Genomic DNA, 16,407 nt, shown 5'->3' on the forward strand with positions numbered 1-16,407 from the left:
AAGGTAAACAAGCAACATCGTCTCTTGTGGACTAGAGTTGCAAACGATAATTTCCTATTCACTCCGGTGACGAACTCTCATGAGGTCTGGAGCGAGCAGGAATTAACCACGTGTGGATCGAAGGCTCTGGTGCACACGTATGGACAGCTTGGCAAAAGTGCTCGGCTGATTTTCCATCAAGGCTCTTTCAATGACGAAGCCAGTGCTCATGGTTGGGTTGGGAGAGATCCTGTGGGACCTGTTGCCCACAGGAAAAGTATTAGGTGGTGCACCAACCAATTTTGCTTATATGGCGAGCATCCTTGGCGATACCGGGATTGTGGCTAGCCGTATCGGCACTGATGATTTGGGGCGAGAGGCACACCAGGTCCTATACGAACTCGGTTTAAGCACATCCTATCTCCAGTACGATGACCGGTACGAGACCGGAACTGCAGAGGTGTCGATCGACACAGCGGGTCAGCCGGTATTTTCGATTAAGCATCCCGTTTCCTGGGACTTTCTTGAATGGACATCGGATTGGGAAGGACTTGCAGGCAGCGCCCATGTGATCTGCTTTGGCTCATTGGCGCAACGGTCACCTGTTTCTGCTTCGACTATTGATCGTTTTCTTCAGAGTGCCGCTGATAATGTAGTCCGAATCTGTGATGTGAACCTACGCCAATCTTTCTATGACAAGGTGATATTACAAAGATCACTACGCTACGCAGACATCTTGAAGGTTAACGCCGAGGAGTTGCTTCGGGTCTCCGCTTTGTTGGAAATGACTGGAGATGAAGGAGAGCTGGCCATACAACTCCTGAAAGAATTCCAACTGGACCTCGTTTGTATAACGCGTGGTGCACACGGGAGCCTTCTGGTTTCAAAAGACAAGATAGTGCAGCACAACGGATATACGGTAAAGGTTATGGACACGGTGGGAGCGGGGGATGCATTTACTGCATGTCTTGCTCATCTCTATATCCGAGGAAAGTCGCTTGAGGATATTAGTGACTCCGCAAATCTGTTTGCTGCATGGGTTGCAACGCAGGTTGGGGGGACGCCAAGAGTTGATCGCCAGTATATGCAGAGAGTCGTTGGACAAGCGCGAGCTAAGGTAATTGAATTCCCAATTCGAAAACAGAACAATGCAGATTGCTGATTAGGAAAATGTCATGACAGAGCCGATGCGGCATGATCGGGAGGCCCTGTATTCAGGGCCTCCCGTAGTAGTAGTTCGATAGGGAGTCGAAGATCCTAAGCTGTGTGGTTATCGAGTGGTTAGGGCTCTTGGCTAAATCTTTGCTTCAAGGGTGAGTCCTAAGGAACCTGCTTAATGCTAACCTTTGTCACCATCCTCACCCAACGCTCAGGACGGATATCGTCAGGGGAGATTAGTTTGAAAGGACCCTGCGTAGAATCGAGCATTTTCCCATCGACAGTGTCAGCCAGGAGCACCCGGTTGGCATGGGTCGGGGGATCAAGTTCAGCAAGGGAAAAGATGACTCTGTAATTGTCAGAAGCGCTCACTTCCACGTAGTCGCGAAATTCAATTCCATGCAAAGTCTTTCCTGTTGGCGCATCCGCTTTTGCAAGTAAGGATGAAAGTAGTACGCCTTCATAGGTCTGAGTTGCCTTGGTCTTCGGATCGGTGACTGTCACAGATTGCCGTGGCAGTTGCTTCAGATCCTGCATAGAGATGGCTACGGTTTTGCCTTTATAACCTTCTACCGTCAGTTGGGCCGAGGCTGAGTGAGCCATGATGTTCATGAGAAAGAAAGGGAGGGCTAGTGCTATTGTCCTAAAGAAACGAATTGGAAAGGCTAAATTCATACAGATCTCCTGATGACAAATTGCCGGAACAATCGGTACAAATGACCACTTGAAGGTTGTGTGGTCTGGGTGGTCCAAACGTCGCCATCTCTTTGTACAAAGCACGTAGATGGCGCAATTGTGTTATCCGTGTCTAGTTTGAAATACATGTGTAACGTTTACGAGACACATTAATCCTTCTTGAGACGGGTTGTCAATATTTCCCATATAGAGAGCTATGAAGCCCAAACCGGTAGCGATACTAGGCAAGCCGTGTACCCTGGGGGGTGGGTGCTCCTTACCCCTATTGCCAAAGATCATCAAGGAATCTTTGAAGAAGACGGCGATTCTATTCTTCAAACGCCACTAGACCAAGACAAGGAATTGGAAGAGGCCTGTGGGAACGGAAACATAAGGTGCCGATTCTTGAAGGTCGGATTAATCCTTGGTTATTTCATTTGTACATTGTTCTCAGCAGTTTTCTTGGACCAGCATCTGCCCTTTCTCTTTATCTGTAGAGAATAAAGTTGCATAACTTGACGCATTATTGCTTCTTCTATAGTTGAACATTTCGCAACGGACCTTTTGGTACCGGCAAAGTGAAGAAATCGCCTACTTGGGCGGCCATGGGATATCGATCTTCGGAGAAGGACTGGTGGGAGGAGTTCACGGATTCAATACTGTATTTTTCCCCTCAGGTGGAGCACCAGGTGCGGCGCCCCATAACGGTAACAATACCCAAAATGATCTCCGGCTTGCAGCGGGCATATCTTTCCACTTTCGACGTTGAGCATCTGTGCTTTCCATTAGTTGTCCCACAAACAGCTATTCTCATCACAGACCAGGAAATGTGGATTCTCTGCAAATAGGTTCGCGTTTCCTTAAGATTTGCAATGGCCACTATTCTTCCTTTGTTTTCTGCGCAGCGTCTAGACAATCCCACCATTTGCCCAGGATGAAGTTCTACAACCTTCGGGTTATATTTGAAAAAATCTGAGTGACGGATATGAGCATACTTTTCGCCTCAAATCCTTTGTCTAAGAGACATCTTCCAGCAGCCTTGAGTATTGTTTACATAAGGTTACGCCCGCTGCTCATAACTTATTTGTGTTCCGATTTGCAATCCGGCAAAAAAAATGGAATTCGACTTCCTAAGTAAATCTCACCAAGTGCCGATGCAGAGATCAGCAAAATGATAAGGCCAGGGGTTGGTCGTTTTCCGTACGCATGGCGCGTACGAGCCGTCCGCAAGAATTTGGCTGATCCAATTTGCATAATCCGGATTGTGGAGAACATAACTCTGATCTTTTCCCCTGCGACAGGTCAAGCGATGACGCTATCGATCTTTCTCATCCCGACATCCGTTATTTATATAACGGGAGGCAAGATTACTGTCGGTTGCCGAGAGCGTACGCAGATAGACGACCTCTATTCGACTGCTTGTAGTTCATAGCCTCTCGAAGCAGGTACCTGTATTAGGCACCACCAGGGGCGAGAGGGAGTCGGGCATCCTGAAAGATATAGAAGAGCAATAGAAATAGATACGTATCCGTTGCTCGATCAGTATGGGCCAGTAAGTTATTGTTAGGCAGAAAGATTTATTTACAAACAGCTGCAGATGAGAACGCGGTCATAGAAGTATTTCTCTTTGGAAAGACTGCGGTGAATTGGATTCCGACAAGGGATTGATCAAGCAAACGGAGATGGCCTTAGTGGAAGGTCATTTGTGCCGTGAAGAAAGAGATGGTGAGAGGGTGAATAACTTGAAAGTAGGAGTGCGAATCGCAGCAGGCTTTGCAGCTATCGTAGCTATCGCCATAGTGGTCGGCCTTTTTTCATATAATAAGGTCAGTGGTATCAATAAGGCCTCGAATGATGTAACGGACAATAGCCTTCCCAGTGTATACGTCGTTTGCAGGGTGGAAAGCAATGTACAGCAGGCGATGAGTCTGGTCATGCAACATGTAGCTTCAACGGACCAGCAAGAGATGGCTCGAATCGAGTCTGAAATCCAGAGTCTTCGTGCGGCCAATCAGGGATTACTAACAGACTATGAGAAATTGATATCAAGCGACAGGGAGCGAGCTCTCTACGAAACCTTCAAATCTGCCCGGAGTGCATTTTGGGAGCAGTTTGAGGAAGTACTAAAGATAAGCAGAATTGGGACAGCAGAGAGTAATCAACGAGCCGCAGAGGCTGTTCAGAAGCAACTCAAGCCGGCACACAAAAGATATGCCGAAGCCGCTTTGGCACTTGTGACTCTCAACAAAAATGCTGCCGATACATCTTCGAAGCAAGTAAAGGATGCGGTAAGCAGCTCCCAATCCGGAATTCTGATTGGCTTATTGGCCGCCGTCATTATTGCGGTAGTTATCTCGATTTTCGTCGTGCGCAGCATTACAAAGCCATTAGCTGAGGCTGTAGAACTTGTTGAGCATGTTTCTCAGGGCGATCTGAGCCATACAGTCGATGTGAGTTCCAAGGATGAACTTGGTCAGATGCTGGAAGCTCTTAATCGCATGGTGGGTAGCTTTAAAGAATTGGCTAGTGTAGCAACGAAGATCTCCGAAGGAGACCTTACGGTTCAGGCCAAGACCCTTTCCGATCGCGATGTTCTGGGACATGCCCTGGTGCAGATGTTAGAAAGCTTGCGTTCCACTGTGACTGAGGTGGCTTCAGCGGCAGCAAACGTGGCGAGTGGAAGCGAGGAAATGAGTTCTACGGCCGAACAGCTGTCACAGGGTTCTACCGAGCAGGCAGCTTCAGCGGAAGAGAGTACGTCCGCGATGGAAGAGATGGCATCCAGCATTCAACAGAATGCAGACAACGCCAGGCAGACCGACAAAATTGCTTCCAAAGCCGCCGAGGATGCTAAATCGAGCGGTGAGGCCGTGAATAAGACCGTACACGCGATGAAAGAAGTTGCAGAAAAGATTAGCATCATCGAGGAGATCGCTCGCAAGACTGACCTTCTGGCTCTAAATGCGGCAGTGGAGGCGGCTCGGGCTGGAGAACACGGAAAAGGCTTTGCCGTAGTGGCTTCGGAAGTACGTAAGCTGGCCGAACGCAGCCAGACTGCCGCAGCGGAAATTAGCTGCCTGAGCGCGGATGGAGTAAAGACTGCAGAAGGAGCCGGGAAGCTTCTTGCCGAACTTGTACCGGATATCCAGAAGACAGCAGAATTGGTTCGCGAGATAGCGGCAGCAAGCACTGAGCAGAGTACCGGAACCGAGCAAGTCAACAAAGCAATCCAGCAGCTTGACCAAGTCATCCAGCAGAATTCGGCTGCAGCAGAAGAGCTGGCGTCAGGATCTGAGGAATTGGCTTCGCAGGCCGATTCTCTTCAATCAGCCGTGTCATTCTTCCGCCTGGAGGACAATTCCCGGAGCCGGAGTTCACAGATTAAGAGATCCTCTACATCGTCGTACCGCCCTAAGCAGCTCCAGCGGCCGGTTCAGACAAATGGTAGAAACATAGCTTCGAATGGTCATCGTCGTGCGGATAAGCAGATCGGGGTTGACATAGAGCTTGGGACGAATACCGGTAGCGGCGATGCCGAAGACAATAATTTTGCTACATATCAGGTATAGGCGGGGATGTCATGATTACAGAAGTTAGTCAATATATGACGTTCAAGCTGGGGGATGAATTGTTCGCGATCGATGTTGCACAGGTTCGTGAAGTACTTGAAGTCTCCCAGATCACCAGAGTTCCAACGGCCCCGGACTATATGAAGGGTGTGGTAAATGTGCGAGGCCAATCGGTACCCGTTGTTGACTTACGCATGCGCTTTGGTTTGCCCAAGATTGGAGAAACAGTTCACACGAGGATTATCGTGATGGAACTGGATCTAGATGGGGAACCGGCGGTTTTGGGCGGGATGGCGGATAGTGTCCATGAAGTCATCGAATTGGATCCTAGCAACATCAATCCCCCTCCAAAGATAGCTATGCGATGGCGTAGCGAATTCATACAGGGCATTGGAAAGCGAGGGGAAGACTTCATCCTCATTTTGGATTTCAACAAAGTATTTTCGAATGAAGAATTAGTTGCAGTGCAAGAAGTAGCTCCCGAGGTAAAGGAAAACAGTATTACAGCGTGAGCTTTTACGTTATGGGCTGGATAGTGAAATGAAAGGATGAGCGCGAGAACATATCTCGCGCTTCTCTCTTTCTTTGTTTATGAACATGGACGAGAAGGCACAAATCAGTTCAGAGCAAGATATATCTCACCTTACGTCAGAAGGCTTTGCCCGGTTTGCCCGCTACATTACCGACGAATTAGGGATTAAGATGCCTGTTTCCAAGGTAAGCATGATCCAAAGCCGTCTTGTGCGCCGGGTCCGCGAGCTGGGTTTGCACTCTGTGGAGCAGTATGGGGAATACTTATTTTCCGATGGCCACGACGGAGAGAGGGATCATTTTATTAATGCTATTACCACGAATAAGACCGATTTCTTTCGAGAAGCCGAGCAGTTTACCTATCTGGTTGAAAAAGCTCTACCGTCGCTTGATAACCCCGGAATCCCAGGATTACGTCAGGTGAATGTGTGGTCTGCAGCCTGTTCCTCTGGAGAGGAACCATACACCTTAGCCATGGTATTGCGTGAATATGCCAGGCTTCATAGCAAATGGGATTTTGCAATTTTGGCTACCGATGTGTCGACGAGAGTATTGACTCTGGCACGCCAAGGCGTCTACTCCGCCGAGCAGTCGGAGGCGGTTCCAGTAGAGCTTCGGATCAAATACTTTCTTCAAAGCAAAGAACACGGAAAGCGTCAGTTGCGAATTATTCCTGAGTTGAGAAAAAAAATTAGTTTTCACCGCCTCAATCTAATCTCAGAAGAGTACCGAGTGAAGAATCGCTTTGACCTGATTTTCCTGCGAAATGTACTCATCTACTTTGATAAGAAAGTGCAGGAAGCCGTTGTGAACCGGTTATGCCATTATTTGAAGCCGGGCGGCTATTTCTTCGTGGGGCACTCAGAGTCTCTGGTAGATCTCAGCATTCCATTGACACGCCTGCAGCCCTCAATCTATCGTAAGCTGCGCTAGATCCGTGGAGAGACGAACTATTCAATAGCTCTGACCAGGATATTACTGCTTGTGTAACAGGTCAGGCAATTTGTTCTACTGGCATAAAGAAGAGGTTGCTTAACCCTCCGGGACCCAGCCTGCTGCCTCGTAGGGGCTATCTGTAGATCTATTCGCCCGATTTCAATCCGATGAGTCTGCCTGAGCTCCCCAGGCGGGAAGGCACTCCTTTACTCAACTTCAATGGCTTCTGCGTCTTTATCTTGAACTTTGGCGTATCACCACAGGTTCGATTCGAGCTATCGGATTGAGATTTAGGTATAGTGGCTGAGTCTGGTGAAACAATCATCGCTGATGGCACTTATTCTGTACCGGTGGGGGTGAAAAGCCGAATGCAGGTGCACCGGGAGTGGTTGGCTCCTTCTACAATGAGGGGAACCAGGACTATACCTGAGTAGAGAAACAAAATTGGCATTGCGATAGGCTGGAGTGTCTTCCTGCGCGATTACTTTCTTTGAACCTCTGTGCGCGCTGGGAACAGTCAGGCTCTGTCCTTCAATCCGGAGATGTAGATATGCGTTTACGAGTAGCAAATTGGGCTGTTTCCTTCACTCTCCTTGGTCTCAGCCTGATTGGGCAGGCTGTTGCATTCTCGGTAGAGAAACCAGTCGTTGTAAAAAGTCCTGACGGCAATTTACAGGCTGAATTGACCGCAATCGACGGAAATCTTTATTACAGCATCAGTGTCGATGGCAAACAGGTGCTTGCGCCGTCAAAGTTGGGGATTCTCAGCAGTGGTGCTGAATTGGGGCAGGGAGTAACGCTGGGTAAACCACAGTTTACTCAAGTGAACGAGAATTATCGTTTCTTCGGTGCACATGCGGCTGCAGTCAATCAGGCGCGCGAAGCCAGTATCCCGGTGACTTCGCATGGCGAATCGTACTGGGTTGACGTTCACGTAGCCAATGATGGCGTGGGCGTACGTATGCGGCTCCAGGCAAAGGAAGGACGCAGAATCGAGGCAGACCGGTCATCGTGGATGCTTACGGGCAACCCAACGGTCTGGGCAGATAAGCTGGATCCTGCCTATGAGAGCCCTTATAGAACGCTCGTTCTGAATGAACTGGGCGCCGAGTTGTACGGTATGCCACTCACGGCGCATGTTGGTAATGTATACGTTTCTCTCAGCGAAGCTGCTTTGAAGGACTACGGTGATCTAGCATTGAAGTACTCCTCTGATGGTTCGTTTGAAGGACAACTCTATGCCGATCCCAAGGGATGGACTACAGACGATCCCGTTATTCAGCCCTGGCGTGTCACTGTTGTGGCTCGTACCCTTACCGATCTGGTCAACACCACATTGATTCAGAACCTGAATCCATCTCCCGGCCCGGAGTTGGCCAAGGCAGACTGGATCCAACCGGGTCGTTCGACTTGGCAGTGGATGGCGATTGGGGCTCCCCATCTGGAGGATCAGAAACAGTGGGTGGATTGGACTCATCAACTCGGCTATGAGTACTATCTCGTTGATGAAGGATGGGCTGATTGGAAGGATCCCTGGAAGTCCTTGGCAGAGGTTAGTACCTATGCCAGAAGTCAAAATGTAAAGGTTTGGTTATGGGTGCACAGCAAGGAGGTCAAGGATCCGGAGGAGCGCAAGGTATACTTCCGCAAGGCCGTCGAAGCTGGTGTGACCGGCGTAAAAATCGACTTCCCACCACCGTGCGACCGCTGGTGGTCAAGCTGGTATCACGACACAGCTCGTGATGCAGCGACTTTCAAGCTGCTTGTGGACTTTCATGGAGCCAACAAACCAACGGGCATGGAACGCACTTGGCCCAATGTCCTGACACGCGAAGGTGTTCGCGGACACGAATGGCACATGACCCGTTACCGTCGGATCCTTGAGCCGGCACACGATACCATCCTGCCGTTTACCCGTTATGTTGCGGGCGCCGGCGATTACACTCCTACCGTATTCGAGACTAAAGAACTGCAAGGAAATTCGTGGACACACGAATTGGCTCAGTCGGTAGTTTTTACCTCTCCGTTTTTGTGCTTCGGCGGCCACCCGAAAGACTTTGTCGCCAATCCGGCAAAGGATATCTTGATGGCGCTTTCGCCGGTATGGGATGAAACTCGTGTTTTGGCCGGTAGTGAACCGGGCAAGGTGGTAGCCGAGGCGCGGCGCAAAGGCAATCAATGGTTTATTGCCGTGATGAACGGTGGTGGGGTAACAAAGCTCGATATTCCACTGAATTTTCTGGGTAAGGGAGGCTGGAAGTCCAGCTTGCTGTATGATACGACGAAAAAGCTCGATGGCTGGGATCGCAAGGATGAAACTATGACGAGCAGTGACCATATTCATCTGGATCTCGCACCACGGGGTGGATTCGTCGGCTGGATACGCAAATAATAACTTGCATCCGAGGCTTGAGCAGGAGTTGGCTTTTCCCTCGAGAAGGGCCACTTTTTACAGGTCTAGAGCATTTTTCGAATTAGTGTAGACCATTTATACAGAGACGGAACCAAGCCTGAGCATTATCAGGGGAAATAAGCTTGAGAGCGTCGGCTATAGCTTGCTCAAGGGATTCTCTGGTTCTAGCTTTGGCAGCCCGAAGCAGTTGTTTGAGCTTAGCCCAAGCCTTTTCGATCGGATTCAGATCGGGCGAGTAAGGCGGCAGGTATAGCAATTCTGCTCCAGCGGCCTCGATCAGCCTCCGTACGCCGTTGACCTTATGGGAACTCAAGTTGTCCATTACCACCACATCGCCAGCTGTCAGTGCCGGACAGAGTATGTGTTCGACATAGGCTAGGAATATCTCCGCATCGGTAGCGGCTTCGATGGTCATCGTTGCTACCATGCCACGAAAACTCATTGCTCCCAGGATGGTCATGATTTTCCATTGTCCTCCAGGAGTAGATTCGTGTATACGAGTGCCTCCGAGGCAACGGGCATAACGCCTCGTCATCGAAGTTGTCACACCACTCTCGTCAAGGAAGATCAGCCGTTCCAGACTTGTCGCCTGGATCTTGGCGACAAATTCTTGGCGTCGCTGGCGGTTCGCTTCGGTATCGCGTTCACTGGCATAGAGCGACTTTTTTTCAGCCGTAAACCCAGTTTCCGAAGTAGAAACCAAATCCGCCCCAAGCTCAGTTCCACGCTTGCTTCATTGTGCAACTTTGCTTGCACTTCAGCCAACGTTAAATCCGGCTCCGCTTCCACCCACGCTATTACCTGCTTTTGCTCTCTGGCTCCGACGTGTGGTTTTCTCCCGGGACGATGAACAACTCGCTCGGCTTGACCACTATGCTTCCGCTGGCTGGAAACCTTCTTCGCCCAACCTACACTTACTCCAAATAGCTCTGCCAATTCCTCCAGCGTCCCATTCCCATCATCATAGGCTGCTAGGAACTTACGTCGCAGATCATCTTCGTAGGCTTTCGCCATTGCTTTGCTTGTCGCTGAGTTTCGCCATGCTCAGTCTACACTAATTCGAAAAATGCTCTAGAGCAAGTCCCGCATAGGTATAGATTCGCCAGTAATACAGAGGTGCAGCTTCCTTTCCACCCCAGCAAACATAAAGCATGTTTACCGGGTGGAAGGAAAGCTGCGTAAGTTCTTGTGGCTTGGTCTACATCTTGACGGAAATGCTTAATCAGTCTGGGCGATATGAATTTCAAAAGCGCACCGCTGACCGCCTCTCAGAACCGATTCCTTGAATTTCACGTGGACTTTCTTCCCCAGCAAGGTCTCATATGTGCCTTGTTGCCATCCGAGGGAGCAGTCACATACTTTCGGAGATGTAGTTTTGATATTTACCAAAGGGCAGGAGCAATCGCTTCGTATCGGTCCGGTTACGGTGATTACTCCTTTTTCTCGATCGTAAACGATATTTTCATTTGAGGCTCTTTGTGACTCCTGAATGTAACCGTCAATATTTCCTTTATACTTCTTCGTTAACGGCCAGTCGTTGCTGCAGTTGTATCCAAGCTGCCGCAGTATTTCAGAGAGATCGTCGGGGCTGACTTTATCCGCGAGAATGTCGATCAATTTGGCATATCGAGTTTGGATAAAAGGTAGACGCCAGTCTTCCTGCTGTTTTGTTTCGGCCTTGACAGCCTCGCTTGGAGTGAGAGCACCAGCTACTGAGCACGAACAGAACATTCCGGCACAAGTCCGCAAGAATTCTTTTCTATCCATAGTTCTCTTTCTTCTGCATCTGATATGAATACACAATGACTCCTGTCCGCCTATTACGCAGACAGATACCTTACAGTGAGCGAGTGAGGACAAAATTTATATTCGAACGATGTACTCACATCATTTATTTCCGATTCAATTGGGTAGAGATTGAGTGGCCTTTTGAATGAGTTTTCATCGCTCAGGGCTAGGCTGGTTAGTAACCATGTTTTGGCAGGAGTTATAGGTTCTGCCCTTGTCACATTGATTCCGGTTGACCATGGACGATCAAAGCGGGTGGAAGCATCGAAGCTGACGCTGCCGGGATTTGGCCACGCGGTGGCGGTAATCTGAAGTTGCGGATCGTTCACTTCTTACGCCTCAAGAGATTTCTGAAATCGCTCATAGGCAACTCCTGTTTGTTCATTGCAGACCAAGACCTGCTTCAGGCAAAATGGGGGCTGGATGGTCCCTTTTCGCCCGGGGTCAGTTGTATGCGAGCCAAGTCCAGTCACGGTGGTGTGACTGAGATTGTTCTGTTGTGGTCAGAGCATTCCAATTGCCAATTTGTTTTGTGTTCGAGATGATTTTCCTTCGAATCTTTATAGGAGAAAGTTGCTTGAAGTTATTGGACTGTCCGAAATTCAAAAATGATGTTCGAAAATGGACACGGGTTCACTAAGCCTTAGGGGATTGCGAGATCTTCATCAGCTTGGTTTTTTGGCAGGGAATAAGATTCTGTAATCCATGGGAAAACACCTATTCCGAAGTATCAGTAGCTATGCGCTGGAGCATTTCCCGAAAAGATGTAGAGCGAAGCAATAGAAGTTGGCGCGGCTTTCCGCCAAAGAAAGCCGCTCTTCACCTTACTTGGAAAGTTCGCGGTATTTCGGGAAATGCTTTAGAGGAGAGCAATTAGATGAGGCATAAATTTGAAGTAAGACTTATGTCAAAAGGGCCTGGCGGTGCATGGACGTACTTCTCTGTTCCTTTCGACGTGCAGGACGCTTTTGGGACGAAGGCGAGAGTTTCTGTCAAAGGCACGATCAATGGACATCCGTTTCACAATTCCCTCATGCCCGAAGGGGACGGTACTCATTCAATGATGGTCAGTAAGGAGCTTCAAGCTGGAGCAAAGGCGCACCCGGGAGATTTGGTGCAAGTGAGCCTGGAGCTTGATACGACCGAGCGTACGGTAGAAGTTCCTGAAGATTTGCATCGTGCGCTTCGGGCAGCCCCTACGGCTGCTTCCTTCTTTGACGAGTTAACCTACTCTCAGAAGAAAGAGTACGTCGATTGGATTTGTTCCGCGAAACAGGCAACAACAAAGTCCAATCGCATCGGCAAAGCTATTGAGATGCTGCTAGCTGGTAAAAAGCGTATTCGTTGACCTGGGCAATCTCGTCACGCCGCAATCTCACGTTACATTTTCAAAGATGATGATAGTTTGGCCGCCTGATGCAAACGGTACAGCATCACGGTTGCGCAGCCTAATGGGCAGATCCAGAGCCGATTGCCGTATTTTTCCCGGCTGCTGAATGTAGTATCCACTTGGTTCCCTCCAATATGAAACTGGTTCCAAGTTGTTGACCGAAACGCCGTTAAGGCGCTATCGGCTGGTTCTTCTTCTGAGGAATAGTCGGTTGCGTTCGAAAGTTCCGATCTCCTTCTAGCTGAAGTGCATTCTTGTCTTGAATGAATATTTATAAGCATTTCATTTTAAATAGCTTAGTTGATTAGCAGTGTTAATGCTCTTTCGGGAGCAGAAAAGTTGTAAGGAATCTGCTTGACAACTGTTTTGAAGCGGGGGTTATATATGCGGGGTGTGGAATCGGTACCATAAATATCGCGAATTCGGTTCCAGGAAGGACAAATACACCGTCATGTCAATTGATTTCCTTGAGAGGTCACACGGTCATGCGGGATGCCTGTATGGCTTCCGCTGTGCTATAGCCGGTTTCTCCAGTATGCGATCGTACCTGCTGCTACTCCTGGTTACTGTGCTTGTCTTCTTTTCCGCTCGATCATACGCACAGCTCGATACCAGCACTATTACGGGTACTGTTTCCGATAGCAGTGGAGCCATGGTTGCGGGTGCGACGGTCGTGATTACCGACATGAAGACCAATCGTTCTTTCTCGACGACTACGAATTCCAAAGGGGATTACTTCGCCCCCTCACTGGCGGTGAGTGTCTATCAGTTGAAATTCTCCAAGCGTGGTTTTAAAACTACCACTATCGAAGGTGTTGTTTTGCACGCCAATGAAAGCATTGGCGAAAACGTTGTTCTCGGTATCGGCTCGGCGGCGGAGACGGTCACAGTTCAGGCCGATCAGATAAGAACAGATACGGAAACCAGCAATCTGGGCGCCACGATTACCTCAGAGCAAGTGGCCAAGCTGCCTCTGAACGGTCGTGACTTTACGTCTCTGCTGGCTCTGGTACCTGGTGCCATCCAGAACACTGGCAGTAGCGTCAACAGTGATACTCTCGGAGGATTTGCCAGCGGTCAGATTGGCGCGAACATGCTGGTGGATGGAACCGATGCCACGCGTGTAGATGGCAATACAACCTTCAGCACCTTCGGCCGTGGTAATGCACGCATCACCCGGTCCAGTGTCGATAACATTCAGGAGATTAAAGTCATTTCTTCAGCCTATTCTGCCGAGTACGGCAGAGCGGTGGGAGAGATCGTCAACGTAATTACCAAGTCAGGCAGCAATCAGTTTCACGGAGCAGTATTTGAGTTCCTCCGCAATGATGCTCTTGACGCCAAGAACTATTTCTACATAGGTACAGCTGTTCCACTACGGCTGAATCAGTTTGGCGGTAACTTTGGCGGTCCGATCAAAAAGGACAAACTCTTCTTTTTCGGTAACTACGAAGGCGTCCGCCAGCATGTTACGAATCTGGCTACCGGATACAACCTGGTCCTCAACCAAGCGATGCGGGCAAAAGCAGCACCCTCCATAGCTCCAATTATTGCCAAGATTCCGCTCGGAAATGGCGGGCCCGCCAGGACAGTAGGGCATATCAAATATGGATACTGGTTCGATATTCTGAATGGCTCAACCTATAACGACATTCGTGAGAATACCGCAGCCTTGAAGCTAGACTATGTGCTCTCGCCCAAGAATAACTTCTCTGTCCGCTATAACTATAATGCCAGCGATACATACGGAACCTATGGTCTAGCAATTGGCCAATCAGCCAGCGCGCCGCAACTCAGCCAACTTGGAAAAGCCACTTGGAATTACATCGGTTCTCCTTCTTTCCTGAATGAAGCCGGATTTGCGATCAATAGTCCTCACTCCCATCAGAATGCGGGAGAGCCAGGCTTCCCGATTATGAACTGCTTCTTCTGCAACATCGGATTCGGCACAGTTCCTAATCCACAGCTCTGGGCTTCCAAGGAGCCTGCAATTTCGTATCAGGTGATTGATACTGCAACCAAGATTGTTGGCAGAAATCAATTCCGGTTTGGTTTGGATCTCCGTTGGAATAAGGTCGGCCGTGCACTTGATGCGCAAGACAGCATATATTTCACCGGCGGACCCACCGTGGATGCCGCATCGGATTTTCCGTGCAACGGACAAGATCCAGCCACGACTGGATGTGTCGATGCATCCGGAGGACCAGAAGGCTTCTTGGCAAATAATGGAATTGCCTGGTCGCGCCAGGGATACCCCATGACCTATATGAAGAACGTCATGATGGGATATTTCATTCAGGACGATTGGAAGATGCGGAAGAATCTCACGCTGAATCTTGGCCTGCGCTACGACCACAATACGGTTCTTCACGATGAGGCTGGGGTCGTACAAAACTTCGATTTGGCTACGCTTTCATTGCTTCCCCCGAAGACATCGTTTTATGAGCCGTCATGGGTCGATTTTGCGCCGCGTATCGGTTTCAACTGGGATCCATCCGGAAGGGGCCTGACGGCAATTAAGGGAGGTTTCGGCCTCTTCTTCCTCCCTATTTCTGCTGGAAGTCCTCTAAATTTATCTGCAAATACGGAAAGAGACTTCTCTATTAACTTACTTTCAATCGCGTTCTCGGGAGTTACATGTAATCCGCCGCTCACCTCGATCCAATTCCCATTGCCCACCACAGCTCCCAACTGCAACCCACAGGCTCCGGCCAGCATGACCGCATTCGATAGACATCAACGCGACACTTATGCCGAACAATGGAACATCGCGGTTGACCAACAGGTTGCGAAGAACACCGTGGTTACGGTCTCTTATCGAGGTAATCGTGGACTACGGTTACCCGGCAGCACGGACCAGAATACCTACGATCCGAACAAGAAGTCGGGACAACGCTATCTAAGCGATGCATATGCAGGTATCTCGCTACAGGGGCAAATTGCTTCCTCAAACTATAACGCATTTAACATAAGTGCCCGGACCAACGTGCACGGGCTCAATCTGCAAGGCAACTATAATTACGCACGCCAGTATGACGACGCTATGGGACTCTTTGAGGCCTATCAGAATCAGCGTGATATCAAGGCCGATTGGTCACGCGCGGACGGAGATGTTCGACACTCGTTCTCGTTCGGAGGCGTATACGACGTGCCACGTGTTCCGAAAGTTCCTAGAGCGGTAGGAGAGGGGTGGCAGTTGAGCACTATAGTACAGGGCCGTACTGGAGTGCCGATTAACTTTAGTTACAATGATCAAAGCGATCCATTTCCTATTGCCACCAGCCGCCGACCGGATTGTACCGGCATCTCGCCGAGAGCACCCAAATATTCGATGCCCACTAATCAAATCAATCTAACGGCATTTGCTCCGGACAAGGGCAACTTTGGTACTTGCCCGCGCAATTTTGGGGAAGGTCCCGGTTTCTTCCAGCCGGACCTGGATCTGATGAAGAACACGAAACTCACGGAGCACCTCACATGGGAACTTCGTGCCGAGTTCTTTGACGTCATCAATCATCCTAACTTCGGTGGCCCTGGCACAGGCGTCTTTTCCAAAGACCGGAACAGTCCTCTCCAAGGTGGATACAACTTCGGAGCGAGTGCCGGTACCATTGGCAATCTAATTGGAATAGGCACCTCACGCCAAATTCAATTGGCTACGAAGTTCATCTTCTGACGGTTTTCATAGAAGGCAAGAGATGTGTTTCATCGCGCAAGCCGGGTGATTTCATTCGGTTTGCGCGAAAAATAACATAAAGATACGTCTGCAGACTTCCGTCAGAACAATTCCAGCGATGATTTACCTGCCAATTTTCTGATCAATTTCCCCTCAGCTCTCGAAAACCATTTCTAGAATCCGTCTATTTATTGGGTGTGTCCTTTATTTCTGCTACATGCTATGGTATCGGTACCATTAGGGGCGATGACAATCGACTGCAGGAAGACATCGCGCATAAGAATCGAATTCT

General features: G+C 49.4%; 10 protein-coding genes. 7 read left to right on the forward strand and 3 right to left on the reverse strand.

What is annotated here, in order from left to right; translation table 11 throughout:
* Positions 1-190: 190 nt before the first annotated feature.
* The gene (locus tag AC6I7T_RS01800; RefSeq protein ID WP_497788082.1) at positions 191-1,141 is read left to right on the forward strand and encodes a carbohydrate kinase family protein; all 951 of its coding nucleotides are present in this window, start codon (positions 191-193) and stop codon (positions 1,139-1,141) included.
* Positions 1,142-1,299: 158 nt separating this feature from the next.
* On the opposite strand, the gene AC6I7T_RS01805 is transcribed toward AC6I7T_RS01800, so the two are convergent.
* Positions 1,300-1,812 carry a molybdopterin-dependent oxidoreductase gene (locus AC6I7T_RS01805; protein WP_497788083.1) on the reverse strand — a complete coding sequence of 171 codons (513 nt, stop codon included), beginning with the start codon at positions 1,810-1,812 and terminating at the stop codon, positions 1,300-1,302.
* 1,733 nt (positions 1,813-3,545) lie between these two features.
* Here AC6I7T_RS01805 and AC6I7T_RS01810 point away from each other — a divergent pair.
* From AC6I7T_RS01810 to AC6I7T_RS01825, 4 genes are all read left to right on the forward strand, one after another.
* Positions 3,546-5,381 (forward strand): methyl-accepting chemotaxis protein, encoded by a 1,836-nt coding sequence (locus AC6I7T_RS01810; protein ID WP_497788084.1) that lies wholly within the window; start codon positions 3,546-3,548, stop codon positions 5,379-5,381.
* A gap of 11 nt (positions 5,382-5,392) precedes the next feature.
* The gene (locus AC6I7T_RS01815; RefSeq protein ID WP_497788086.1) at positions 5,393-5,893 is read left to right on the forward strand and encodes a chemotaxis protein CheW; all 501 of its coding nucleotides are present in this window, start codon (positions 5,393-5,395) and stop codon (positions 5,891-5,893) included.
* Positions 5,894-5,978: 85 nt separating this feature from the next.
* Positions 5,979-6,845: a CheR family methyltransferase gene (locus AC6I7T_RS01820; RefSeq protein ID WP_497788087.1), complete on the forward strand. Its 867-nt coding sequence runs from the start codon at positions 5,979-5,981 to the stop codon at positions 6,843-6,845.
* A 553-nt stretch (positions 6,846-7,398) separates the two neighbouring features.
* Positions 7,399-9,240 (forward strand): glycoside hydrolase family 97 protein, encoded by a 1,842-nt coding sequence (locus AC6I7T_RS01825; protein WP_497788088.1) that lies wholly within the window; start codon positions 7,399-7,401, stop codon positions 9,238-9,240.
* Between the two features lie 82 nt (positions 9,241-9,322).
* Here the strand turns inward: AC6I7T_RS01825 and AC6I7T_RS01830 are convergent, their stop codons facing one another.
* Positions 9,323-9,964 (reverse strand): IS630 family transposase, encoded by a 642-nt coding sequence (locus AC6I7T_RS01830; protein WP_497788089.1) that lies wholly within the window; start codon positions 9,962-9,964, stop codon positions 9,323-9,325.
* Positions 9,965-10,479: 515 nt separating this feature from the next.
* Positions 10,480-11,028, reverse strand: coding sequence for a hypothetical protein (locus AC6I7T_RS01835; protein ID WP_497788090.1), 549 nt, complete (start codon positions 11,026-11,028; stop codon positions 10,480-10,482).
* 898 nt (positions 11,029-11,926) lie between these two features.
* Here AC6I7T_RS01835 and AC6I7T_RS01840 point away from each other — a divergent pair.
* Positions 11,927-12,397, forward strand: coding sequence for a YdeI/OmpD-associated family protein (locus AC6I7T_RS01840; protein ID WP_497788091.1), 471 nt, complete (start codon positions 11,927-11,929; stop codon positions 12,395-12,397).
* A gap of 493 nt (positions 12,398-12,890) precedes the next feature.
* On the forward strand, positions 12,891-16,115 hold the full coding sequence (locus AC6I7T_RS01845; protein ID WP_497788092.1) for a TonB-dependent receptor: 3,225 nt from the start codon (positions 12,891-12,893) through the stop codon (positions 16,113-16,115).
* The last annotated feature ends 292 nt before the right edge of the window (positions 16,116-16,407 follow it).

This window comes from Humiphilus diazotrophicus (assembly GCF_059726315.1).